This is a genomic window from Parabacteroides sp. KHUB-02, assembly GCF_056640955.1.
On the sequence record NZ_JBWQEV010000001.1, the window covers coordinates 1,633,192 to 1,657,968 of the forward strand.

21 protein-coding genes and 1 pseudogene are annotated in these 24,777 nt (G+C 43.3%); 14 read left to right on the plus strand and 8 right to left on the minus strand.

Annotated features, from left to right (window positions below; translation table 11 throughout):
- Positions 1–6: 6 nt before the first annotated feature.
- The 3 genes from ACYIA1_RS07110 to ACYIA1_RS07120 form a co-directional block, all read right to left on the minus strand.
- Positions 7–1,311, minus strand: coding sequence for a DUF362 domain-containing protein (locus ACYIA1_RS07110; protein ID WP_480334831.1), 1,305 nt, complete (start codon positions 1,309–1,311; stop codon positions 7–9).
- A gap of 6 nt (positions 1,312–1,317) precedes the next feature.
- Positions 1,318–2,364 carry a glycosyltransferase gene (locus ACYIA1_RS07115; protein ID WP_480336313.1) on the minus strand — a complete coding sequence of 349 codons (1,047 nt, stop codon included), beginning with the start codon at positions 2,362–2,364 and terminating at the stop codon, positions 1,318–1,320.
- A 158-nt stretch (positions 2,365–2,522) separates the two neighbouring features.
- Positions 2,523–4,031, minus strand: coding sequence for a caspase family protein (locus ACYIA1_RS07120; RefSeq protein ID WP_480334834.1), 1,509 nt, complete (start codon positions 4,029–4,031; stop codon positions 2,523–2,525).
- Between the two features lie 290 nt (positions 4,032–4,321).
- Between ACYIA1_RS07120 and ACYIA1_RS07125 the strand changes: the two genes are divergently transcribed.
- The 13 genes from ACYIA1_RS07125 to ACYIA1_RS07185 all read left to right on the plus strand — a co-directional run bounded on the left by ACYIA1_RS07125 (position 4,322) and on the right by ACYIA1_RS07185 (position 16,095).
- Positions 4,322–5,119 carry a DUF4121 family protein gene (locus ACYIA1_RS07125; RefSeq protein WP_480334836.1) on the plus strand — a complete coding sequence of 266 codons (798 nt, stop codon included), beginning with the start codon at positions 4,322–4,324 and terminating at the stop codon, positions 5,117–5,119.
- Between the two features lie 29 nt (positions 5,120–5,148).
- Positions 5,149–6,099, plus strand: coding sequence for a hypothetical protein (locus ACYIA1_RS07130; RefSeq protein ID WP_480334838.1), 951 nt, complete (start codon positions 5,149–5,151; stop codon positions 6,097–6,099).
- Positions 6,100–6,180: 81 nt separating this feature from the next.
- The gene (locus tag ACYIA1_RS07135; protein ID WP_480334840.1) at positions 6,181–9,183 is read left to right on the plus strand and encodes an N-6 DNA methylase; all 3,003 of its coding nucleotides are present in this window, start codon (positions 6,181–6,183) and stop codon (positions 9,181–9,183) included.
- 11 nt (positions 9,184–9,194) lie between these two features.
- Positions 9,195–9,698, plus strand: coding sequence for a hypothetical protein (locus tag ACYIA1_RS07140; protein WP_480334842.1), 504 nt, complete (start codon positions 9,195–9,197; stop codon positions 9,696–9,698).
- A 12-nt stretch (positions 9,699–9,710) separates the two neighbouring features.
- The gene (locus tag ACYIA1_RS07145; protein WP_480334844.1) at positions 9,711–10,025 is read left to right on the plus strand and encodes a hypothetical protein; all 315 of its coding nucleotides are present in this window, start codon (positions 9,711–9,713) and stop codon (positions 10,023–10,025) included.
- Between the two features lie 12 nt (positions 10,026–10,037).
- Entirely contained in the window at positions 10,038–10,325 is a 288-nt protein-coding gene (locus ACYIA1_RS07150) for a hypothetical protein (protein WP_480334846.1), read from the plus strand.
- 85 nt (positions 10,326–10,410) lie between these two features.
- Positions 10,411–11,355, plus strand: coding sequence for a hypothetical protein (locus ACYIA1_RS07155; protein ID WP_480334848.1), 945 nt, complete (start codon positions 10,411–10,413; stop codon positions 11,353–11,355).
- Positions 11,356–11,383: 28 nt separating this feature from the next.
- Complete coding sequence (locus tag ACYIA1_RS07160; protein WP_480334850.1) at positions 11,384–11,959, plus strand: hypothetical protein; 576 nt, start codon at positions 11,384–11,386, stop codon at positions 11,957–11,959.
- Positions 11,960–11,970: 11 nt separating this feature from the next.
- On the plus strand, positions 11,971–12,582 hold the full coding sequence (locus ACYIA1_RS07165) for a hypothetical protein (protein ID WP_480334852.1): 612 nt from the start codon (positions 11,971–11,973) through the stop codon (positions 12,580–12,582).
- Between the two features lie 11 nt (positions 12,583–12,593).
- The gene (locus tag ACYIA1_RS07170; RefSeq protein ID WP_480334854.1) at positions 12,594–12,803 is read left to right on the plus strand and encodes a hypothetical protein; all 210 of its coding nucleotides are present in this window, start codon (positions 12,594–12,596) and stop codon (positions 12,801–12,803) included.
- A gap of 11 nt (positions 12,804–12,814) precedes the next feature.
- Positions 12,815–13,837 (plus strand): LPD29 domain-containing protein, encoded by a 1,023-nt coding sequence (locus ACYIA1_RS07175; RefSeq protein ID WP_480334856.1) that lies wholly within the window; start codon positions 12,815–12,817, stop codon positions 13,835–13,837.
- An 8-nt stretch (positions 13,838–13,845) separates the two neighbouring features.
- The gene (locus ACYIA1_RS07180; RefSeq protein WP_480334858.1) at positions 13,846–14,358 is read left to right on the plus strand and encodes a hypothetical protein; all 513 of its coding nucleotides are present in this window, start codon (positions 13,846–13,848) and stop codon (positions 14,356–14,358) included.
- Positions 14,359–14,445: 87 nt separating this feature from the next.
- Positions 14,446–16,095, plus strand: a complete 1,650-nt coding sequence (locus ACYIA1_RS07185; protein WP_480334860.1) for a tetratricopeptide repeat protein — start codon at positions 14,446–14,448, stop codon at positions 16,093–16,095.
- A gap of 352 nt (positions 16,096–16,447) precedes the next feature.
- Here the strand turns inward: ACYIA1_RS07185 and ACYIA1_RS07190 are convergent, their stop codons facing one another.
- Positions 16,448–17,554, minus strand: a complete 1,107-nt coding sequence (locus ACYIA1_RS07190; RefSeq protein WP_480334862.1) for an IS4 family transposase — start codon at positions 17,552–17,554, stop codon at positions 16,448–16,450.
- 146 nt (positions 17,555–17,700) lie between these two features.
- On the opposite strand from ACYIA1_RS07190, the gene bla reads away from it, so the two are divergent.
- Positions 17,701–18,735, plus strand: coding sequence for a class A beta-lactamase (gene bla / locus ACYIA1_RS07195; protein ID WP_480334864.1), 1,035 nt, complete (start codon positions 17,701–17,703; stop codon positions 18,733–18,735).
- 314 nt (positions 18,736–19,049) lie between these two features.
- On the opposite strand, the gene ACYIA1_RS07200 is transcribed toward bla, so the two are convergent.
- The 4 genes and pseudogenes from ACYIA1_RS07200 to tet(Q) form a co-directional block, all read right to left on the minus strand.
- On the minus strand, positions 19,050–20,300 hold the full coding sequence (locus ACYIA1_RS07200; RefSeq protein ID WP_297060442.1) for a CinA family nicotinamide mononucleotide deamidase-related protein: 1,251 nt from the start codon (positions 20,298–20,300) through the stop codon (positions 19,050–19,052).
- A 48-nt stretch (positions 20,301–20,348) separates the two neighbouring features.
- The gene (gene tsaD / locus ACYIA1_RS07205; RefSeq protein WP_297060443.1) at positions 20,349–21,365 is read right to left on the minus strand and encodes a tRNA (adenosine(37)-N6)-threonylcarbamoyltransferase complex transferase subunit TsaD; all 1,017 of its coding nucleotides are present in this window, start codon (positions 21,363–21,365) and stop codon (positions 20,349–20,351) included.
- Positions 21,366–21,588: 223 nt separating this feature from the next.
- Positions 21,589–22,701: pseudogene (locus ACYIA1_RS07210) on the minus strand (sensor histidine kinase); the annotation flags it as partial.
- On the minus strand, positions 22,701–24,626 hold the full coding sequence (gene tet(Q) / locus ACYIA1_RS07215; protein WP_119236896.1) for a tetracycline resistance ribosomal protection protein Tet(Q): 1,926 nt from the start codon (positions 24,624–24,626) through the stop codon (positions 22,701–22,703). The pseudogene ACYIA1_RS07210 and the gene tet(Q), both read right to left, overlap by 1 nt.
- Between the last annotated feature and the right edge of the window lie 151 nt (positions 24,627–24,777).

Below are 24,777 nucleotides of genomic sequence, written 5' to 3' on the forward strand. Positions count from 1 at the left end.
ATTTTTTCACTTCCTATAGTTAGGTAGTTCTATGTGGTCTCTCCATCCAAAAGGAGGAAGAAAATCAAAATGTTTTTTTTCCCGTAATTCTTCTAGACAACAATTCCATTGCTCATTGTCGCTGACCACTTTGATCGTAGTAGGATCAACAGTTGATATAGGCATAATTCCTTTAGAAAATGCTTCTCTTATAACAGCTAATTTCTTCCAGTCAAAGCCCATTAAAGTAGCAGCGACAGCATCCACTGATGCCGGATCCTCTCCAGAAATATAGACTCCACATTCTTTAGGATCACCTTCCATAGGACCTGATCCTTCCATCGCTATCCCTCCATCAATGACAGAATAATAACGTTTTCTCGTTGAGCGAAAAGACCCGTCCGGATTACCATAAATCAAACAGCGATTCAAATCCATGGTCATGCGCCAAGTAGTATCATTCCCATACCAGCTACCACTACGTATCGTATTCAAGGTACTACCAAATAATTTTTCACCTTCATGTCTGGCTAACTGAGCAATTTTCACACCCAAGAATGGAATTTTGACAATCCATTTTTTTACCAGTTTAGAACCCCATGTCTCAATTCGCCGTTTAAATGAAGCATCAGGATAATCATCCCCTCCCTGTTTGGGAGATCCCCACGTATGATGAGGCAAATAATTCTTGTCTGCCGTAATTCCTACAAAGTTCTTGATACTCAATGTCACTCCTGTTTTTTTATGTGTTTTCATTTTAGGCAAGGAGATCACTACATCTGCCTTTATAGGAGTAGCTGCCAATAAGTATTCTTGAGTTTCACCTGTATGATGTTTATTAAGCTCTTCATAATCATAGTCTGCTCCAAAATAATTACCCTCACCCTTATGTTTATAAAAGAGACTGCTTTTTCCAAGATTAAAAAGAACTTGTCCTTCTGGGTCACCCGCTAATTTTGTACGATGAGCAGTAATATTTTCCACTTTAGTCCATTCCTCATTACGCAAATCGACCACTTCTACTATTGTTCCATAACGAGACGCACAACGATTCGCAATATCTTGCAGTCCTAATTTCTCTGAAATTTTTTGGAATGAAGAGTCTGTTTGCGGAGCATCGCAAATAACCACCTTTCCTGAATCCAATAGCTTGCTACAAACATATTCGCATACTTTAGAAATTACAAAAGCTGAAGTGATAACACATCTCCATTCTTTTTTATCCGTTACTTTAGATTCTTTTACTAAATTTGGTTTTATAACAACCATATCTCCTCTATTTATTTGAATAAAATCCAAATAAGGAGTATCTTTTCTTACATATACATTCATATTCATTTATAATTTATAATCATTTAACAAAGATTGATACAATTCATTATAATGATACCCCATAACAGATACATCATATTTTTCACTCCGTTGTTTACATCTCTCAGAAACACTCTTATAAAATAATTTATCTTCCATCAACTGTCTTATTTTAGCCGCTAAATCTTTCTCATTATGAGGCTCAAAAAGAAGCCCCGCACCTTCTACTATATTCGACAGACCTTCCACATCCGAAGCGATAACAGGTTTTCCCGCAGCCATACCTTCTACTGCCGCTAAACCAAAACCTTCAAAATTGGATGACATAACAACAATATCTGATGCCTTCAAGATAGAAATAGCATCCTCCCTTACACTCAAAAATAAGATTCGTTTCGATAGATTGTAATATTGAGCAAGTTTTTGATACTCATCTAACAAGGGGCCATCTCCGACAAACAGAACATAAAAATCATCTGGTAAAAGAGCTAAAGCCTTTATAAGAGTCTTTTGATCTTTTTGTGGATAAAACCGACCTATTTGGACTATCAATTTTGCTTGAGAGGAAAGATTCAATTGTTCTCGGCCAATAATCTCACATTGCCGAATATTTTTTACATTAACACCATTGTTAATCACAAAAAACTGATACTTATTCCCTAGATACGATTTAAAAAATAGAGAAACTCCCTCTGAAATAGCAACAATTGCATCATATTTAGAATAAATAAATCTCTCTATAGGCTTCAATATCTTAAAAGACTGCCTATTGTTAAACGTACTATGTTCTGTCAATACCAATTTACAAGAAGCTGAAGAGAAATACTTTGCTAATGCCACCCAATAAAGAGCGGGAAACAGATGCACATGAACAATATCAAACTCTTTAATTATCTTTCTTAATTGAAAAAAGAATTTAGGATTATATAAAGAGTACCTTCTATTCTCTAAATAAATAACCTCACATCCCAACTCCTTTAAATCCTTTTCGTAAGAAGGAGACATTATAGACAAAGAAACAACCGTCACTAAGTTACCATGAGTAATTTGATAATCTACTAAATCTTTTACGATATTTGATGTAGTTTGATTAAGATTCTTTGAGTATCAAACCATTAAGAAGAACTTGCATGAGAATGGGCAATGGATAAGAAATTGCTAACTTGTTTTGTTACACTATATTCCTCATGCTTTTCAAATAACTCTTTTCTAAGTGCAAAGATACGATTTTTTTATAAGTTTCTAAAGTTTAATTTTAGATTCTTGTTAAAACAAATTCTATCATTACCTATATCTTCATTGAATATTAAGTTTAGTTTATTAGATGGAATCGCATATCCTTTTGAAAGCAGATCTTTTAATTCATGTTTGCTTATTTCATATAAAGTAATACCCTTTATAACATTGATTTCTTCCTCATCTGCTATCAATTCAAACCCTTCAAATGATATGGATTTAATAAATAATGTATCATTTAACTCACCCCATGGCGTTTTAAAAGGTCCTTTTTCAATTTTTACATTAATTGATATTGCCGTTGCATTTTTTGATGGGATGAACATTAAGTAATGTGAGAATTCTTTTAGAATATTACCTATAAAATCAAAAGATGGATTAAGTAATTCGTTATATGCATATTTAATAATATCATCTAACAATCCAGCTTTAAATGTTTTATATCTAAATTGCCCATCTCTATTAAAATATATTTCAAACAGTATACCATTTAACAAATGGTTTTCATTATCAATTGTATATTTTATTAACTTATTGTCGTCCTTTAAGAAGTTTATAGCATTATTAGAACCTCCAATAGCGGCTTGTAATAAGTTTCTTCCAATAACAAACAAGTCATTTTTACTGATTACATTAGGAGAAATCTTTTCAAACTCTGTGATTGCATCATTTTGTGTATACCAATTATAAGATTTCAGCATTGAGATAATTTCTACTATTGCCAAATCTTTTGACTGAAACTCCTTATCTCTTATTGAAGTTATATCATAGTCCAACTCTTGAATATGTATCATTCTTCCTGAATTAAAAGAAAATGTTCCAATTAGAGAAGTGTGTTCCCAACTCGTTTTTTTCCCTCCAGTCATAGCATTAACTGTTGAACGGACCTTCTTGAAGAAAGTCTCTATTTCAAGTCCCTCTTCTTTCAGATGTGCTAACAAGGCACCTGTATAAACGCTATGCCCTTCCATTCCAAAATCAGAAGCTGTTTCCCCTGGTGATGTAGAGTAGGCAATTATAGTCCCTTTAGGTGCAAAAACTGGTGCAAGATTCACAGATCCCCATCCTCTCTCTCTTCCCTCAAATGGATTATTACGGCATGCGTCAATTATGACAATTATCATCTTACAACCAGAATCATGCAATTCGTTCAAACAACTTTGTAAATCTGCTGACTGCCTTATTGTTGTTTTTGCAAGATCCGATATCGGTGTATCTTTCATTATAAGATAATTCTTGCCTTCTATTTCTACACCGTGACCAGAGAAATATAAGATGCCAACATCAAATTTATTTAAATCTGATTTAAACTCTTCAAATAATGTGTCAAAAGTATAGATGTCAATATCATATGCTTCAGGCATCATTAAAAAACCAAGTGATTGAAACGCATTGTGAATTGCTTTTGCATCATTAACCGCATTATCCAAATTGGGTTTCATATAATCATAATGGTCATTACCAACGACAAAAGCTTTTCCTTTATAAAACTTATTTTCTTCCATCAGATTCATGTCATTTAATTGCACAAAATTATAACAATTCAACGAATCGGCAAAAGTGTATAAATGTTTTTCGTAACCAGAGTTCACCAAACCACAGGCAAAGGTAACTCGTGTTCTGTTCGTCCAAGCAAGGTCAAGCCCTGCGGGTGTCGTGGAAAAATCATCCTCGCCCCGTGGGGCTTTCTGTATTTTTCCACACAACCTTGCCTGACGAGAACACGACCTTTTAGAGCCTGTAGTTTGGGAACTCCGGCCCCGAATAGCCGGACTAACAAGAAATATATAATGTTATGTCAAAAGCTAAAAGGTACACACTTGAAACACTCCTACCTCTGAATGTTTCATATGACAGTGATCACGGATTGACGCAGGAAGATGTCGATATGGTCAATTCTCTTGTAGAGGTAATTGAAAGCACTCGTTCAAAGCATACTCCAAAGATTGGAGATAGAGTTGTCTATACGCAGAAAGGTGGAGAGTATCATCCTCATGGTTTGATAGAGAAAAAACATGAGGACAAATTCTATGTCTGCCTCGACCCGTTTATTCCGTTTGTATGGGAAAGCGACACTGCTATCAAAGTGGATGTCAGCGGTGGCCCGTTCTATCACGCTGATGCCGATAAGTTCAAGTTTGTAGGCTGGGCTGAAGCGGACTTCAAGGAATGGGGACACTGTGGAGCAACAGTAAACGGAACGGTGAGATTCAAGGCTAAAGTTCCTCTATGGGCTTATTCCGAGCCAAATCCCTTGTACGGAGATTTTACAACCAAAGATTGGAAGAAAATCACTTTGCGTAAGCGTAAAGAGGGTAATCTATACGACTCCATGCAGATTGCATTCCGTGATGAGGATGAATTGCAGGAGTATGTGAAGGACCACAACGGAACGATATTCACCTGTTCCGACCCTACCTTGTTCGTTCTATGGTGCTACAAGCGTCTGTTCGAGTTCCTCACACTTGACGAATGGAACAAGGTAGATGCCGAAGCCGTAGAGCGTAGGTTGTCATACCGACCTGAACAGGTCAAGATAGTTAAGGATAGCGAGAAGCATATCTCTACATTCTATCGCATTAAACCGGAATAAGAAAATACTAACCTTTAACACTAATCATTATGCAGACAACATCAGCAACATCAACAGGTCACACCGACCTGCTATCAGGTATCTTGAAGGTACAAGTGAGAAACGAAGAGAAGATTACGGAGCAAGACCGTATCTATTGCCAGAATCAGCAGGACGAGCTGTACAAGACGCTCGACCAGATTGCCTGGTGGTACAACATTTTCAAAAGAGAAGCCGAGAAGTATGAGGGTAAAATCAAACTCAAGCACGAGCCGAACGGTAAGATTACTGTAAGCAGCTATGACCTCCACTATCGGTACAATAATGATGAGAAGGATTATACCCATCACGAGTTTACTCCTTTCAACAACATCAACGAGTTGGTAGATAGTCGTCACAGCGCTATCAGGAACTTCATCAACCGCATCATCGGCTATTTCAATAACACCTACAGCGTCTCTGTTGAAGCACCGAAGATTGATGAGAAGACTCTGCCGATAGATTTTCGTCCTGTCTATAACACATACGTGGATGTGGTTATCGAGCATCTTGGAGGCAAGAGTTTCCGAGATACTGCCGAGGAGGAGCTGATTAAGCGATTCCTTGAAACGGTGAGACCATCTAATTGGAGCAAGGTGAAGCCTGAACTGAAGAAGGACAAAATCATCTTCCCCGATATTGTCACTTGGGACTCTTTCCATTACGAATACTATAAGGATTATAAGTTCTCATACGAAACAGACCGTAAGGTGAGCCGCTTTTGCGAAGGTATTGCCTTTGGTGCAGATGATGTACTCTGCGGCAGTATCGAGATGATTATGGGTCTTGACACCCGTAATGTAGATATATCCCGCTGGTATGGCTTGACAACGACCAATGCTGTAAGTCTTAAATTTTATGGAAACACCCGCATCGATGTCAAGTTCAAGGACAGTGCAACTGCCGAGAGCTGTTTTAAGCGACTGCGACTAAATGAAATCAAACTAAGAGACGAGAACTGATGACCACACGATATGTATGACACTCCGTAGGTACTGCCTGCGGGGTGTCTTTCGTTTTTATCCATTTCAATCATTACAGCCATGTATGCCATCATACCACAACAGATACCGCAAGGCAAGCGTGCAGAGATCAACGAGAAGATTCTCTTTGCCATCAACTCCGGTAAGGATATGATTCCTGCGGAGAGTATATACAACTGCTATACGGGTATCGGAGGACTGCATAACCTCAAGCAGTCGGACTTCGCCAACTACCACGAGTATGCCGAGGCAAAGAAGGAGTTCGAGATGGGACAGTTCTTCACACCGCACGAGGTATGTCGGGATATGGTAGATGTACTCTCTCCCACATCTTCGGAGATGATTCTCGATATGTGTTGCGGTATGGGTAACTTCTTCAACCATCTGCCGAATCAACACAACGCCTACGGCTTTGACATAGACAGCAAGGCTGTGGCAGTGGCAAGGTATCTCTATCCCGATGCACATATCGACAAGTGCGACATACAGCAGTACCACTCCGAGCAACGCTTTGATGCCATAATCGGTAATCCTCCCTTCAATCTGAAGTTCGACTTCCGACTATCACAGGAGTATTACATCGACAAAGCCTATCGTCTGCTTAATCCCGCAGGCTTCCTGATGATCATCGTCCCTGCCTCCTTTATGCAGAATGAGTTCTGGGAGAAGAGCCGTGTAGGAAGAGTCAATGAGGACTTCTCCTTCATCGGACAGACAAGACTGTCACCGCACGTCTTCACATCGGTAGGTGTAGATAACTTCAACACCAAGATAATGGTCTTCCTGCGTCGCTCACAGCATATTGAGATGAATCCCTACAATGCCGAGGAGTTTGTCTCTATGGCTGAACTCAAGGAGAGAGTAAAGAAAGCCCGTGAGATGAAGCACCGCCTGCGTCTTGACCTTATGCGTGAGACCAACCGCATAGACAAGGAGGAGTTGGAGCACTTCGAGTACAAGCTCGCCAAGTATATGTACGAGTTGAAGGCTCACGCAAGACTCAACAAGCATATCGACAAGGCAGTTGCTCTTGTTACCAAGTTCCGTAACCAGAAGCCTCCAGAGAATGCCACCAACGAGCAGATGAAGGAGTGGGAACGCAAGAAGCTGACCACCGCCAAAGTGCTGGCCACCATACGCAAGTATATCACCTCGCAGAATGTCGTGCCACGCAAGGAGGTGGCATTGGTAAAGACCTCCTACGGCTTCAAGCTCAAGCAGTATGCACCACGACTGCTTGACAAGGTGGAACATAAGGCGGCAAGCATCAACGGCCTTATACTGGATAGCAGTACTCTACCTATGCCGGAGATAGCAACCGAGAAGAATCTGCGACAGATACGCATCGCCAAAAGGCTTATCCGCCGTAAGCGTTGGCTCTATGATATACAGAACCAACCCTTCTCCGATATGGAAACAGACGATGTCCTTGCCGAGTATCTCGATAATGCCACCTTCATAAATAAAGATGGCGAGGTATGCGAGTTCACGCAGTTGCAGAAGCACGATCTGAACCTTGTACTTCAGAAAAGGTATGCTCTGCTCAACTGGCAGCAAGGCTCCGGCAAGACCGCAGCGGTATATCACAGAGCCAAGTATCTGCTCAAATATGGCAAGGTACGCAATGTGGTGATACTTGCCCCTGCCATTGCCACCAATATGACCTGGACTCCGTTCCTCACCATCAACAAGGAGCGATACAGAGTGATACGCACATACAAGGATCTCGAAGATGTGCCGAGAGGTATCTTCCTGCTGCTATCCACCTCTATGGTCGGTAAGCTCAAACGCGACCTTATGCGTTTCGTGAAACTGTCGTCAAGGAAGCTATGCCTTGTATTCGATGAGTCGGACGAAATTACCAACCCTTCATCGCAACGCACAAAGCATATTTTGGCAGTGTTCCGCAGACTCAAATACAAGATTCTCGATACGGGAACAACCACCCGTAACAATATCGCAGAGCTATATAGTCAGTTTGAGTTACTCTATAACAACTCGGTCAATATGACCTGTTGGTGCAGCAGTATCTACCACGAGAACAGAGATAAGGAGATAGAATGTGAAAGGAACCTCCACTGCGGAGAGCCATTCCCAGCGTTCAGAGGTCATGTACTGTTTCGTGCCTGCCACTGTCCGGGTAAGGCTACGGTATTCGGCATAGAGAAGCAGAATCAGGATGTCTATAACAAGGATGAACTCTTCGACCTCATAGGCAAGACCATCATCACCCGTAAGTTCCGAGACTTTGCAGGCGAGAAATACAAGATACGGACACATACCGTAAGCCCGTCAGAGGGTGAACACGAGGTATATCGTGTCATCATCGAGGAGTTCTGCCGTATATGCGAACTCTACTACAACAGCACGGGTGACACGAAGAAGGATGCAGGACTGAGGCTTATGCGACAGATAAAGCTGCTTATCAAGGCTTGTTCGGTACCACACCTCATATCGGGATACTACGGTGATGACTATCCGAGCAAGACACGATATATAGAATCATTGATACGCAAGATACCTGGCAAGGTCGCCATCGGCTGTACCACACTTGCCGCCTTTGACCTCTATGAGAGTTATATCCGTGAACGCTTTCCCGACAGACCGATATATGTCGTGAAGGGAGATGTGGCGTTCAAGAAGCGTCAGAGCATCGTCACGGAGTTCGACTCCACCATCAACGGCATACTGATATGTACGCAGCAGAGCCTAAGTAGCTCGGTAAACATACCTACCTGCAACGATGTGATACTGGAGTCGCTACAATGGAACATACCCAAGATGGAGCAGTTCTACTTCCGCTTCATACGCCTTGACTCCAAGGAGATGAAGGATGTGCATTATGTCACCTACGAGGACTCCGTTGAGCAGAACCTGATGGCATTGGTACTTACCAAAGAGCGTCTCAACGAGTTTATCAAGACGGGCGAAGTGAAGGAGCAGTCGGAAATCTTCGAGGAGTTCGACATCACCATGTCGGTCATCGACAGCCTGCTGATACGCTCTACGGACAGCGAGGGTAAGATACATATCAGCTGGGGAAGCCAGCGAGTAACAAGTTAAACAGAAAGTCTATGGAAAATATGGATTTGAACAATGCTGAGGTTGCCGTAACCACACAGCACATCATGGACGGGAAAGAGTACAAGGACTACTGGGTGCAGATGTCCGATTACAGCGATATGGGAGAATTCCTCTGTGCCTGCTCCGACCTCTTTCCCGAAGAAGAGGAACCCGAGTACAGATATACCAAGTGGGAGAATATACCCGACAGGCTGATAAGGCGTGAATGGATATGTCCCAACTTCTTCGAGATACGCGATGCCATGGAAAGGCTCGATGAGAACGAAAGGGAGTATTTCGTCACATGGAGCGAACACTTCGGATATGACATCACCACCGATGATCCGCATATGATGGTGTCGCACTATCAGGATATATACGGTAACACCATACAGGAGACCGAAGAGGAACTTGCCGACATTGCCGATGATGCTTTGGTATATACGGGCATATCGGGCAACTTCTGCGATATGCTCCCTCTTCAGTATGAGATATTCGATGATAACTATAACTAAAATAAAGGATATATGGAAATCAGTTTCAAAGGACCGGTAATGCCGATTGACCCATACTCGCAGTTGGCATTTGTGGAGATACTAAACATCATACTCATTGCAAAGCATATTATGGATGTGAACAGGTATCTCATAGCAAGGAATGTAAATCCTCAGTTCGGCTCACTGTCGGGATATTTCCGATGGTCGTTTGCCGATGAGAAATTCACGCTGTGGCAACGCACGGACTATAACTCCGATATGTGCTTCTCACACCGCATATTGGATATGCCGTTCTGTATGCTTGCAGCAAAGGATAAAGAGAACGATGATAGAGTATTCAACTAACCATCAAAGAATATGGGAACGACAATCAAGGTATCCAACAGAGAGATAGCGATACGAGCCTTCGACCATCTGAGGCACGAAAGAAAGAGTGACTCTGCACTGCGACTGGCTCACCACCTGTTGCACTATGACTGCATATCGCTCGGCATAGGTGAGGTGGATTGGGAGATAGATATGGCTATCCAAAAGTTCGGTGGCAATCCCAGAACAGGATACCGATATACGGCACATTTCAGTTTCAACGCAGAGACGGAGATGGAGAAAGAGAGATACGAAGAGATATTCAACGGTAAAGAGTAACCGAAGGGCGGCCACAAGGTCGCTCTTCGCATTTATAGAAATATGTACGGGAAAACCGAATCCTGCCGTACACAGGTAACGACAAATGAACGAAGCAAAGAAAACACTCACAATGGAGTTCATCGAAAGCATAATGGACGAGAACTACACCCTCGTATGGGTGGACTATCGGGAAAGTTTTGATGAGAACCGAGACTTATTACAGAAATGCCTTGAAAAACAAGGCTGCGAGGATCTATGGTCTAAGGTCGAGGATTGGTATGAGGATGCCGAGGAGCAGGCAACACAGGAGATTATCAAGGGGCTGAAGAGCCACTGCATCGACTTCCACGATTTTGAAGAGGGTGAAGTAGAAGCCTTCTTCGAGGAACACGATGATGAGATAAGGGACGAGATACGTGAGCGTGATGACTCCACAACGGTAAACGACCTTATCAAGAACACCAGAGATATTCCTGTGCGTGTGGAGATGCTATCCAACTACGACTGCATCAACTCCTGCTGGTTAGAGTCACAAGGTGGCTTCCGATACAATGAGAGTTACTTCGGGGATATGATTGATACCCTTCGCCTCAACCCTGCAAAGGTGAAGAAGGCATTGACGGAGAAAGGCTATACCGTATATGGAAGATTCCCGAACAAGAAGTATCGTGACGGCAAGGAGCAGGTATCCTACGAGGATTTCTGCCAGGAGTTGGAGAACTCCTGCTGTGGAGCTAACCTGCTTACCTATATCGGTCTTGTAAACCTACGCGACCTTTACGATGCCGACTTCAAAATCAAGGAGGTCATTATCCCCAAAGGTAACACCTGTGGGCTGTTCAGCTCGATGTATGGTGGTGGCAGTCTGATAGAGATGGAACTCAAGAGCGATGTCAGAATCCGACTGGATAAGGCACGCAAGGATGGCTACGGCTTCCGCCTGCGACTTGACAATGAACGCTCCGAGTATGACTGCTCCATCAAGCATGTCTATGGTGTCTGCGACTCTTTCTTTGGAAAGCAGGTAAGCATCGTTCCGGCAAACTAATCAGTATTAACAATAAAAATATCAATGTATGAAGAAGATTGAAGTAAAGGTAAGATACCTCTTCGAGGGTACTTACACCGTAGCGGCAGATGACCGCAATGAAGCACGCACAATGGTAACAAGGGATTGCGGGCTGGTATTGGGTGGTAACATTCACACTACACTTGATGATGACGATGTGGATTGGGAATTCGATGTTCACCCCGATATGCAGATTCTATCCTACACAGAGAAAGAGAACGAAACAAAGCGTCTGAAGATGGACTTCTCCGACAGGATAGAGACACTCCGTAAGGACATCATTGATGCCATAAGGCAGTTGCTCTACTCGCACGGGCTGACAGAAATAACCTTTCCCGAAGAGCAGTATGATCCTGTTTGGGTAATATGGTTCAATTGGGACGGAGACCCATACGAGTGCAAAGTAATGGGTGTCAAGGTAACGGACAATAGCATGACGGTAATTGCTCACGACAAGATTGGCAACAATGAGGTGACTTGTTCCACACCCTTTGAACTCGGAGCAAAGAACATCGACTGGCTATATGAGATATACGATGCCATATGGCAACAGTTGGAAGAGAACAGAGATAATAACGCTTAATGATTACGACTATGAGATTAGACCCTGTAAATGCAGTATCGAGTTTCCACTACTATATGTGGAATGCTTGGGGCGAGGAAGAGTGCAAGATTACCTTCGGAGGTGCTTATAAGCACTTCTGGGAGAAGTGGAACTCCCTTGCAAGCAAATCTATCCTCGGAGCGGCAGAACGATTCTATGCCGAACTCTCGGACAACAACCGAGAACTGCTTGTCAATCGTGCTGTGGCACTCTATGACGGCAAGGCCACAAGAGAGGAGCCACACGATGAAGATGTATATGTTTGTGATGCTTGCGGTTCAAGAAAAATTGAGATTCAGGTTTGGGTAAATGCCAATACCAATGAGTATCTAAGTGATGTAGATGATGACGATACGGACTGCAAATGGTGTGCAGACTGTGAACAGAGTCAGAATTTCTGCACATTGAGCGACTACAAGCAGCGTATGCAAGACTGGTGGAAAGACCTTGACTTTATAACATTGGAAAGCATAACAAGCTTGCGTGAAGCAGACTTTTCATCGGAAGATGGCTCACAATCCTTTGTAGATGCCTGTAACGATTGGTGGAACGGTCAAGACTACGATATCCAACGAGAACTCTATTGCAAATCACAATCTTAATACTTACTACTATGGCTGAGAACGAAATCATCGAGAGAATATGCGGTTCGTGCGGTTGCGATGAAGCGACCGCAAAGGAGTATCTGAATGATGAGATACGCCACCTCAGAGAGCTGCAAGAGGTAAACGACCTGCATGAGAGTGACATTGAACTCTCTTGCAGTGGCCTCGGCATTGAGTCCGAGTGCATGGAGTATTTCACAATGGTATTAACCTACTAACATTTACTACTATGGCTTACTTTAAGAATATACATTCATTGGCGGAACTCAAGAAGGAGTACCGCCGCTTGGCATTGGAGAACCACCCCGACAAAGGTGGCAGCACCGAAGTGATGCAACAGATAAATGTGGAGTTTGAACGGCTCCACGAGATTTGGAAGAACGATACTACCATATCGGCAAATGCTTCAGGCTATGAGAACGACTACGCAGGAGCATCGGCAAAGGAGTATACCGACTTCGTATATAACGAGTATCGTTGGAAAGGTCGCAACTATCAAGGACAGCACGCTCCTGAGATTGTGGAACTGGTGCGTAAATGGATGAAGGAGACCTATCCCAAGTATAAGTTCTCCGTATCAAGGCACCACTATAACTCTATACATATCCGCCTTGTCAAAGCCGACTTCGAGGCATTCAAGAAGGATAAGGGCGTAGTGTTCCACCACGATGTGAACCATTATAACATTGATGGAGACCAAACGCTCACCGACAGAGCCAAGGAGGTTATGAAGAATGTCTGCGACTTTGTGATGTCATACAACTTTGATGACAGCGATCCGATGACCGACTACTTCTGCACGAACTTCTACCTTACATTGGGAGTTGGAACCTACAAGAAACCATACAAGGTAGAACTGCCAAAATTAGATTGTAAGGGCAAGAAACCCGATGTCTTCAAGCACCCCGAAGGTGCTGCACACAAGGCAATACGCCAGGCATTGGGCGGTGCATACTTCAGTTTCCACAACAGCCAGCGATTGCAAGGCAAGATGGTACTCGGTGAAGATTCCTACGGACATAGTGGCGATAAATATTTTTGGCCACTATCATACTCAAGTGCCAAGACTGCACAGAAACGAATGGATAAATTGGAGAAAGCCGGTATCCGCTGCAAACTCACGGGATACAATGGCGGTTGCATCGAGTTTCTCGGCTACACTCCCGAAACGGAAGCTCTGCTTGAGAAAGAGCGTCAGGATGTAATTAATGCTCATCAGGTGTGGCAAGCGAAACAGGTACAGACAGCGTAAAGAAGAATATGGCACAGGAGAAGATGGATAGCTGGTGGGAATATGCCCGCGAACTGGCAAAAGCAGAGCGTGAACTCAAAATTGAGAAATGGGTATATATATCCATAGAATATAAGGAAGAGAATGGTGAGCGTGTAGTGCTATATCATTACGACCTACCGAGAGAACTACACGAGCGTTATCGCTGGGTAATCCGATGGCGAGAGGCCAAGCTCCTGTGCCAATACCCCAAGAAGAATATACATACTTACTACTCCTATTATGATAAGCGTACTGGGTTAAACACAGATTTCAACTCCTTGCTATCCAAACTCACCTCTACCAAAGCACAAATTACAATTGCTGAACGCAAGGAGCAAGAGTATCTGCAATATCAGCGTCAAAACAACCTGTTTTTTGATGAACAGACCGATGAACAACTAATAAAATTCAGAAAGAAATTAAGCAAGAAGCGACAGCAATATACAGAACTTATAACAAAAATTTTAAAAGAAGCTGAACAGTATAAGGCATCTAAATAGTTGGTAAAAACGCACTTTCATCGATGCGAAAGGCTGATTTTGAGAAAAATCGCTTAACTTTGCAGAAAATTACAATTTATAATGTATATGAAGCATTTTTTGTCTATTCTCTTTCTAGTAATTTGTTTGGCGTCTTGTAATAGTCACTCAGCACATTGGGATACTTTGTCCCAGGTTGAGTCGTACATAGAAGAGAAGCCTGATAGTGCTTTAGTTTTATTGGAGCAAATAAATACGGCTGAGTTATCTGGCAAAGAGGAGAAAGCGAAACACGCCTTACTCTACTCTATGGCATTAGACAAGAACTTCGTTGACAAGACGGACTTTGAGGTTCTGCAACCTGCTATTGACTATTATGAGGATAATGGCTCTGCAACAGATAAACTTCGCACATATTATTATCAAGGTCGCATATATCAGAACATGGGCAATGATGCTTTGGCGATGGACTGTTTTGTAAATGCAATTGTCGCAGGTAATGAGTCAGATGATATATTAACAATCGCGAGAACTCATTTTGCTCAAAGCAAAATATATTATTCGTTATTTGACTGGGATAATTTCATTGAATGTAATAAAAATGCTGCTGATTATTTCAAAGAAGCAGGCGTTCTCAACAGTTATGCTAATTGCCTAATTAGAATAATAAATGGCTATACATTAAAAAAAGAACCAGAGAATGCCTTACACTATATTGAAGAATGCAAACGTTTACTTAGCTCCATAAGCCAAAATAGGTTAGCTGATTTCTATTCAGCATATTTGACCTATCTGATTGATTACGGTAGAGAAGAAGAGATAATAGATGTTATCACAGAATATATACAAACTATCTCTGAGTCAAGAATCGATTGGCTTACTATTTCAAATGCATATTTGAGAGTTCAAAAGTATAATGAGATATTATCAGTTCTGTCTCAATACACTAAAGGTATAGATATACATAAGGATCGAAAATATTATGCTGTCATATCAGATGCATACCAGAATCTTGGCGAGTATAAAAAATCTCTTGAAGCCTATGAGGAATATATTGTATTATCAGATAGTATTGATTATGCCGTGTATACGCAAGACACCAAGTTCGTTAAAGAAAGACATAACTTGGAATTGGAGACTATTAAAGAAAGAGAAGCAAAAAATCGTGTTTTTCTATTTGCAACAATCTTCATTATATTGCTCATTACAATCCTTTTATGGATTCGTGCGCGGTTAAAAGTCAACAGAATGGAGAAAGCTTTTGCCGAGCAAGAAATGGAGAAGTACAGACTATTATATTTGCAGATGGAGGAAGAGCGCGATAACTTAACTAATCTGCTTGCCCAGAGTGATGAATTGGCTCCAGATATTAAGACTGCTGTTGGTAAGCGATTAGAGCTATTAAATAAGTTCTTTACAGCTTTCATAACAAATAATAGTGATATTGATAGAACAGCAAGTAAAGAGATGGAAGAGTTATTAGCTAATAAAGACACATTTATGGTATCTACTAAGTTGGCCTTTGCTGGTAGTCACCCGAAATTTATTAAATATCTTGAGGATAGAGGTCTAACCGATTGGGAAATCAGCTACTGCTGCTTATATGCACTCGGCCTTAAGGGCAAAGAGGTGGGTTCATATATAAAGATGCGTTCTCACTACAATAATAGTAGCGAGGTGCGTGAGAAATTAGGGATCAATGAACATGATACCAATCTCGGCATTTATATTAGAAAGCTACTTAAGAGTTTCGAGTAATAAGACATTCATTATAATCACTTATTTTTTAGATAGAGTTTCCAAATGCGAGACTCTATCTTTTTTTATGCTTTGACATATCATATTATATAAAATCTATAGCTAACATCTTCTTCAAAAAAGGGTGTTTATTTACAATTTTACACCTAATCTTAAATTATCCGAGGGCGTGCTCCAAAAATAATTACCCCCCCCATTGATAATCAATGAGTTACGATTTGCAATCTGAAACTATAAATTATCGGATGAAACTATCCAGCCATACCTTTGCAGCAGTAAAACCAATCAAAAATTCAACATTATGAAAAAGTATTTTGCAATTATTTCGCTGCTGTTTGCAGGTATGGTTTCATTAAGTACATGACAAAAATTTGAACACATCGAATTTCGGCTTGTAGAGCGGTCTTAGAAGAACGTTTGCGATTTCTTCCAGACCATACTTGATTAGTGATTTGGCTCTCTTGCCGTGTTTCAATATTCTGATAGCTTTTACATTGATATCCTTATGTTCACCAACAAGATACGCCCACGCCAATGCAATACAGACCATCGCCGTAAGACGAGCGATGCGGTTGATGTCGCGCAGGTGGGTGTCCTCGATGTTGAAGCCGGAGGATTTCATAGCTCTGAAGCATGTCTCAATCTGCCATCGTTGTTTGTAAGTGGCAACGGCCTCTTCGGGGCGGTTATAACAAATCAGAATTTGCAGTTCAGGCACGCCATCGGAGTTTTTCAGCAAGGCTCCGGAAATATAGACATATTCCCCTTTGAGGAGAAACAGCTTGTCGTAGACACGTTCCTGGCCGAGCTTAAGACCGTGAAACAGATGCCACGCCCTGACATCCTGGCAGGATTTGGGATTGCGCAACCAAAAATTCTGTTTAATCCGCAGATAGTATCGGATGCGTCTGTTGTTGAGATATTCGACCCATTCCTTGCCGACAAACTCGCGGTCGGCAACAAGAGAGTCGATACACTCGGCTCCGAACAACCGTATAAATCTATCAATCAGCCGCATCCGTTCTTTCCAATTGGAATTGCCGCGTTTGTCGAGCATGGTAAAGAGCAGAGGAAAGGCAACACCCTTGTAAGTGACACCAAGCATAAGGATATTGATGTTGACCTCACCGAATTTCCAGTTGGTGCGGTCAAGGCTCAGGACCAGTCCTGTCTTGACGGGCAGAAGAGCAAATATCACTTTGGCGATAAGGTCAAGGTTGAGGGCATATCCGGCAAGGAACCTTTGCAGACGGCGCAGGTTGGAATCACGCTCCACACATGTAGGCATTGCAGATGCTATCTTGTGGAGACTGACTGTCTGCACAACGCAAAGTGCCTGAAGAACAAACGCAAGCAATTTTATGCGGGCAAGATTCATTACCGAGCCAAGATGCTCTTGCATAATCGGGACGATTTGATTAACTTTGCCATTGTCCCTGAGAGTTGTCGTAACTTTCATGGAAAAAGCGGTCAAACTTTTCTTTAAAGTTACTAATTTTCAGGGACTTTTACAAGTAATAACTAATTAAAAAATCAATCATATAACTGACAAAAAATTAATTTTTGTCATCTACTAAAAAATTTAACTTAAAAAACAGATATTAAATGAAACTTCTGAAGATTATTGGTATCCCTATGCTGGCGGTATGTGTGCTGGGGATGACAGGATGCTCGTCAATGAACAATACAGGTAAGGGTGCGCTTATAGGCGGAGGCAGCGGTGCCGGCGTGGGTGCCGGTCTCGGTGCGCTTATCGGCGGCGGCAAAGGTGCTGCCATAGGTGCTGCCATAGACACAGCAGCCGTGCGTGACAGCATATCCGCCATCATCTCCGGCATGCCGGGAGAAATCGGTGTCGCGGCTATAATTGACAGCAGGGATACAGTGACAGTAAACGACATTGACAAATATGCCCTTATGAGCGTCTTCAAGATGCATCAGGCAATAGCCGTCTGCCATTCTTTCGATCTCAAAGGCATTCCGCTTGACACAATACTGGAATTCGACCGCACATCGCTCAACCCAGATACCTGGAGCCCCATGCTCAAGGAGCATCAGGACGCACACTTCAGAATGCCCGTAAGCGAGCTCCTTAGATACACACTGATGCAAAGCGACAACAATGCGAGCAATCTGATGTTTGACCGGTTGGTAAGCGTCGCTGAAACCGACAGTCTGATAGCCACACTCATCCCGCGCAACTGTTTCAGGATCACTGAGCGAGAATCCGACATGCAGTCTGATCATGCCAAGAGCTACAACAACCACTCATCACCGTCAGGCGTGGCAAGGCTTGTGGAACGGCTGTTCACCGACAGCATATTAAGCACTGAAAAACAGGAATTCATATGTGAGACAATGCGTGGCTGTCACACAGGGGCTGACCGTATAGCCGCACCGCTTGCCGGCAAGGACGGCATAACAATAGCCCATAAGACCGGATCAGGATACATCAACGAGAGCGGCATACTCACCGCCCACAATGACGCCGCATACATCACGCTCCCCGACGGCACGTCATACACGCTTGTCATCCTCGTCAAAGACTTCGCCGGAAATGAAAAACAAGCCTCCGACATAATGGCCCGCATATCCGACACTGTCTACCGGGCAATCACAAGAAACAAACCGAATAATTAACGACTTAAGGACAAATCGCTATTTATATATTACAGCTGCTAAGTAACTCGCATAAATTAGCTGATACATAATTATGAAGTATTTTCGAGCGGTTTTCGGGATGGAGCGAAGGAGTGTAGCGAGCTACACGACTGAGCTACAGCGCGAAAATCGCCGAAAAGACGAATAAGGATGTGTCAGCCCGAAGGGTTACTTGAAATTATTTTAATTATAACTAATTTATAAGAGTTACTTATTACTATTATATACAACAACGACAGAGCCACAGCCGCTAATTTCGGAGCTGTGGCTCTATCGTAAGTATTGGACGCTGACTACAATCCTTTAACAAGCTTTACGGCGAGAATGAGAGCGCGTGTGGTAGCCGAGTCGATCACCCGGGAGCGGGAACCGTTGAAACGTGCTGTCTCATAAAGTTCTCTGTCATCAAGTCGGGCACATATGCACACCGTGCCCACGGGTTTCTCCTCGGAGCCTCCCCCCGGGCCGGCAATGCCGCTCGTCGCCATTGCGAGCCGGGATGAGGCCACGCGTTGTGCCCCGGCTGCCATCTGACGCACCACCGGAATGCTGACAGCTCCATGCGCTTCAATGTCAGCGGCCGAGACATCAAGCACATTGACCTTTACTTCATTGCTGTATGAAACCACCCCGCCGTTTACCACCTCGGAAGCCCCGGGTATAAGCGTGAGTTCATGAGCTATGTTGCCGCCGGTACAGCTCTCAGCCGTGGATATTGTGACCCCCTTTGCGGCACACTCCTTCAGAAGTATCTCGGCCGGAGTAAGATCCTCGTCGGAAAGTACGGCCGGGCCAAGTATATCCTTAAGTGCAGCAATCTCCCTTTCGACCTCTTTCTTTATGAAAGCTGCATCCTCATGACGGCCGTCAAGACGCAGACGTATGAGCCCGGGCTTAGGCAGATAGGCAAGATGCATATATTCAGGCAGAGCCTCCTCCCAACCGGCTATCTTCATTGCAAGACCGCTCTCGGTGTAATCGGTCACCATAAGCACGGCATGCTCTATATGCAACGGCGATGGAAACCGCTCCCGCAAGGCAGGAAACACGGCTTCGGCCATCATCGTGGAAGTCTCGAACGGCACGCCCGGCATCGATACGAGCACCTTGCCGTCAGCCTCACGTTCAAACCACATGATGGGAGCAGTCCCGACACGGTTCTGGATCACACGGCATGAACTCGGGACTATGGCCTGCGCCGCCGTAAGCGGATTCATCTTTATGCCCCGGCGGGCGAAAATGCGGTTGACATTCTCTGTCACAGACGGGTCGGTCACCATCTCACCTCCGAAATAATCCCGGAGCACCGATTTGGTTATGTCATCCTTTGTAGGACCGAGGCCTCCCGTAGTCAGCACAACCTGACTTGACTCAAAAGCCCGGTCTATGGCACGACGTATCTCCTCGGCATTGTCGCCAACGGTCTGAACGTCATTCACCTCCCATCCATAAGGGGATATGTGGCGGGCTATCCAGCCCGAATTAGTGTCGGTCACCTGACCTATGAGCAATTCATCGCCAATGACGATAACGGATACTTTCATCTTGCGTTCTCCCTGTATGAAAATCTCTTAACAATCAATTTCTGCCGGTCACACACCTACGCGCGCATACGGCACCTGGTCATAACGGCAGAATATTCTGTCGATATATTTATAGTAGCCGGCAATGGCGACCATGGCGGCATTGTCAGTGGTAAACAGACGAGGAGGGATAAAGGCTTTAAGTTCACGCCGTCTGCAATAGTCTGACACAGCATCACGCACGCCCGAATTGGCCGAGACTCCGCCTCCGATAGCCACTGTCCTTACACCTGTCTGCTTCACAGCCTTGTCGAGCTTGTCCATCAGGATATCAATGATGGTGCGCTGGAGCGAAGCGGCAAGGTCGGCACGGTTCTTTTCGACAAAATCGGGATCAAGCCTCACATTGTCACGAAGCGTGTAAAGGAACGATGTCTTGAGCCCGCTGAAACTGTAATCCAGACCCGCGATATGGGGCTTGGCAAACTTGAACCGGGCGGCATCGCCCTCGGCGGCAAGACGGTCGATATGCGGACCGCCGGGATAAGGAAGCCCCATGACCTTGGCACACTTGTCAAAAGCCTCACCGGCCGCGTCATCGATAGTGCGGCCGAGAATCTCCATGTCATTGTAATTGCGCACAAGTATCAGCTGACTGTTGCCACCGGATACAAGCAGACAGAGGAAAGGATATTCAGGAACCGGATCGGACTCCTCTCGGCGTATGAAATGAGAAAGCACATGACCGTGAAGATGATTTACATCCATTATGGGCACACGCAGACCGAGCGACAGACCCTTGGCGAAAGAAGTGCCCACATGAAGCGAGCCGAGAAGACCCGGACCGCGGGTGAATGCTATGGCCGACAGATCGTGCTTGTCGATGCCGGCACGCCTGAGTGCCGTGTCCACCACCGGCACAATGTTCTGCTGATGTGCACGCGATGCAAGCTCAGGCACTACGCCCCCGTATTCAGCATGGACATCCTGCGACGCTATGACATTGCTGAGCAGCACACCGTCGCGTATGACCGCGGCTGAAGTATCGTCGCATGACGACTCTATTCCTAATACCGTTATGCTCATTTCTGAAAATGATATATGTTTTTCACTGCAAAGTTACTAATAACTCTTTAAAATCCGTGCCTGTATCAGAGGTTGTTTGAAAAGATGAGATACAAAGTAAACCGGAGACCGCCCCGCATGTGCAGGATCAGTCTCCGGCTGATATCAGAATTGATGATGATTCGTGTTACTTGAGAGTACCGGCGTTGGCGGCATCTATCATCTGCTGGTTGGCAGTGATGTAGGACAGACGGGGCTGTTCCTTGCCGTTGTCCAGGCGGAAGAAGTCAAGCAAAGTGTTAAGCATATCCCGCATACGGTCGGAGGATTGCAGTATGTTTTGGATATACTGCCCGGACTTATCCTCACACTGTTCTTTCCGTATCAGTCCGGCATAGCCTGTTATTGCTGTCAGCGGTGTGCGCAGTTCATGGGTGATAGTATGTACCGCCTTCTTCCTTGACGTTATCAGTGCCTCGTTCCGTTGTACGGATTGTTCCAGTTGCCTTATCAAATCAGTTGTCTTGTGCTTGTATTGTTTAATGCTTTTTGCATCACGATGTATGATGATGTAGGAAATTAACAACAATAGAAGAACGAATCCCATTAAACCGCCTACTTGCATAAATGACTTTTCACGCATGGCAACTATTTCGTTTTCCCGGCTTTGCAGTTCGGTTTGTACCTTTTCTTCTATTTGGCAAATCAATTCTTGCAGTTGTCTGTTAAGTTCTGCATTACGAGCTGCAAGGCTGTCGGCTTGTTCCGACAATTGGCGATCCTGCACTTTCTGTTCGCTGATTACGTTTCTATTGACCGAATGAAGGATAGTGGTTGATACTGCTGGAGTTACTTCCTTTTTTTTGCCGAATATGCCTAAGAAACCTTTTCGTTTTGGCTTTTTGGACTGTTCCTGCACACTTTTCTGTACAATAACCGGAATTTGATTGGCTATCTTCTTGTTAATAGATTGTTGTTCATCCATTAACCGGACTATCTGGAACATCTGTCGTTCCTTATCCTCTAAAAGACTGCGCACACTATCGATGCGCTCTGCTGGATAGGTGGCCTTGAAACGGCAGAGCATACTGTCCATTGCCATACGCCGTGCATGGTAATGCTCGATATCTTTATCGTTCCATTCCAGTATTGTTTCACCCAATAGAGAAAATTTTATCATTTGAATATTGATATTGTTTATTTCTTTTCGGAGCTCGTCTATTTTTTTATTGCCAAGTTCTAATGCTTCTATCTCCTGCCATTCATAGAGGCTATTATATGCCATACATCCGATAAGAATGGAGATAAGTATATATCCCAACTGTATTGCCTTATAGAAATTTCCTGACCGCTCCATTATTTTGATGACATTGATTTTTGGAACATGAATAAAAGTTTATCTTTTTCGTTCATGCGGATATTATCAGAATAATCGCCTTTTGTTATTTGATACCCGCATGGCTTGACCATAAAAACGCCTAAGCCCTTAGTGTATGAACTTACTTCTGAGGCGTAGTCTTTACTTGTATTTAATGGAACTTTCCCTTTAATATGACACCACTCATTATTGCAACTGATGTCTTCAATCTCAGACATCATTTTTTGCAAATCTGTAATAGCTTTGGAACTTGCCGCTTGGGGTATCTGCAACTCAAAATAGAGCATCGGTTCGAGAATGTCCACACCTGACTGTTGCAAGGCCAGCCTGAAGACATAAGGGGTCAGCTGTCTGAAATCAGCAGGTGTACTTACCGGGCTATAATACTCGGCTTGAGTAAAAGTTACTTTCAGATCAGTCACTTCCCATCCATGTAAACCAGATTGGCAAGACATACGAATCCCTTCAAAAACGGCATTTTGAAAAGAATGGTTCAGATAACCATAGGAGATGTCACTTTCGATTTGCAACCCTGTCCCTAACGGCAAGGGTTCAAGCGTCAGCCCTATTGTGGCCCAGTAAGGGTTGGGTGGCACTTCGATCTGAATAATCTTATTGACCTTTTTTATAGGTCGTTCTTTGTAGATAGTCTTGATCTCATCAAAATGGACCTTTACGGAAAATCGTTCTTCCAGCAATGTCTGTATGATTTCCTTTTGGGTCAAACCATATAACGAGATTTCCAATTCATCACTATATGAGTTTATGGAAAAGGACAAAGACGGGTCTTCAATCCACAATGTATTCAGAGCGGATATCACCTTGCTTCTCTCTTCGGGCTTATTTGGCCGGACGGAGGATTTGAGAGCGGGATGCTGATGAGATAATCCTTGAATCAAACAAGGTTTAGCACCTAAATAATCTCCGATTCGAAAATCTTCTATATCTTCTACAATCGCGATATCATTGGCACCCACTTCATCAACATTTATCTCTCTGCCCTGATAAATAGTCTTTAGATTTTTAATCTTGATGAATTTTTCCGAATCGTTGATTCTTACAACGTCTCGAAGTCTCAGACTTCCGTCAATTATTTTAAGAAAACTTCTTTTATGCCCTTTGGGGTCATGCTCTATCTTATAGAGATAAGCTGAAAGTCTGTTTGAGACTGATGCCGGAGGAAGTATAAAAGAAGAAATGGCGTCCAACAACTCATTGATACCGATATTGAACATTGCTGATCCATGTAGCACCGGATAGACTTTGGCTTTTGCCACAAGAGCGATTATCGTATTCCAATAATCAGCCGGTGAAATTTCGCTATCCGCCAAATATCGTTCTAATATATCGTCGTCATGGTTGCATACAAATTCTTTGTATTCTTCCTTTATATATGTTTGGGAGCAAACCGGATAAACCGATCCATCGACAACAGTTTGCATAAACAGGACATCTTGCGACAGATTTGTTTTTATATCCATATACAAACGCTCCAAATTCACACCGGCACGGTCAATCTTATTGATAAATATAATTGTCGGGATTTGCAGCTTTTGTAAAGTACTGAACAGCAACTTTGTCTGCGCTTGTATGCCTTCCTTTGCGGATAAGATGAGGACTGCTCCATCAAGCATTTTGAATGTCCGCTCCACTTCCGCAATAAAATCCATGTGTCCCGGAGTGTCAATGATATTGCATTTCACTCCATTCCAGATAATAGATGTCGTAGAAGCCCGGACAGTAATTCCTCTACGTTTCTCTATATCCATAGAGTCCGTTATGGTGTCACCATTATCCACACGGCCGCACTTTTCCGTTGCTCCACTGGCAAACAGCAGATTCTCGGTTACGGAAGTTTTTCCTGCATCAATGTGAGCAAGAATTCCTAAATTTATAATATTCATTTGGATTAAGCAATAATATACTACAGTAGATGCATTGTCGAAACGCACCTTTTAATACCTCCTCGTAGCATATGAGAACTACAGGATTACTAACTCGTATTAATATGTATATTATTACTGCCGCATAACGATTACAAAATTACACAAAAAA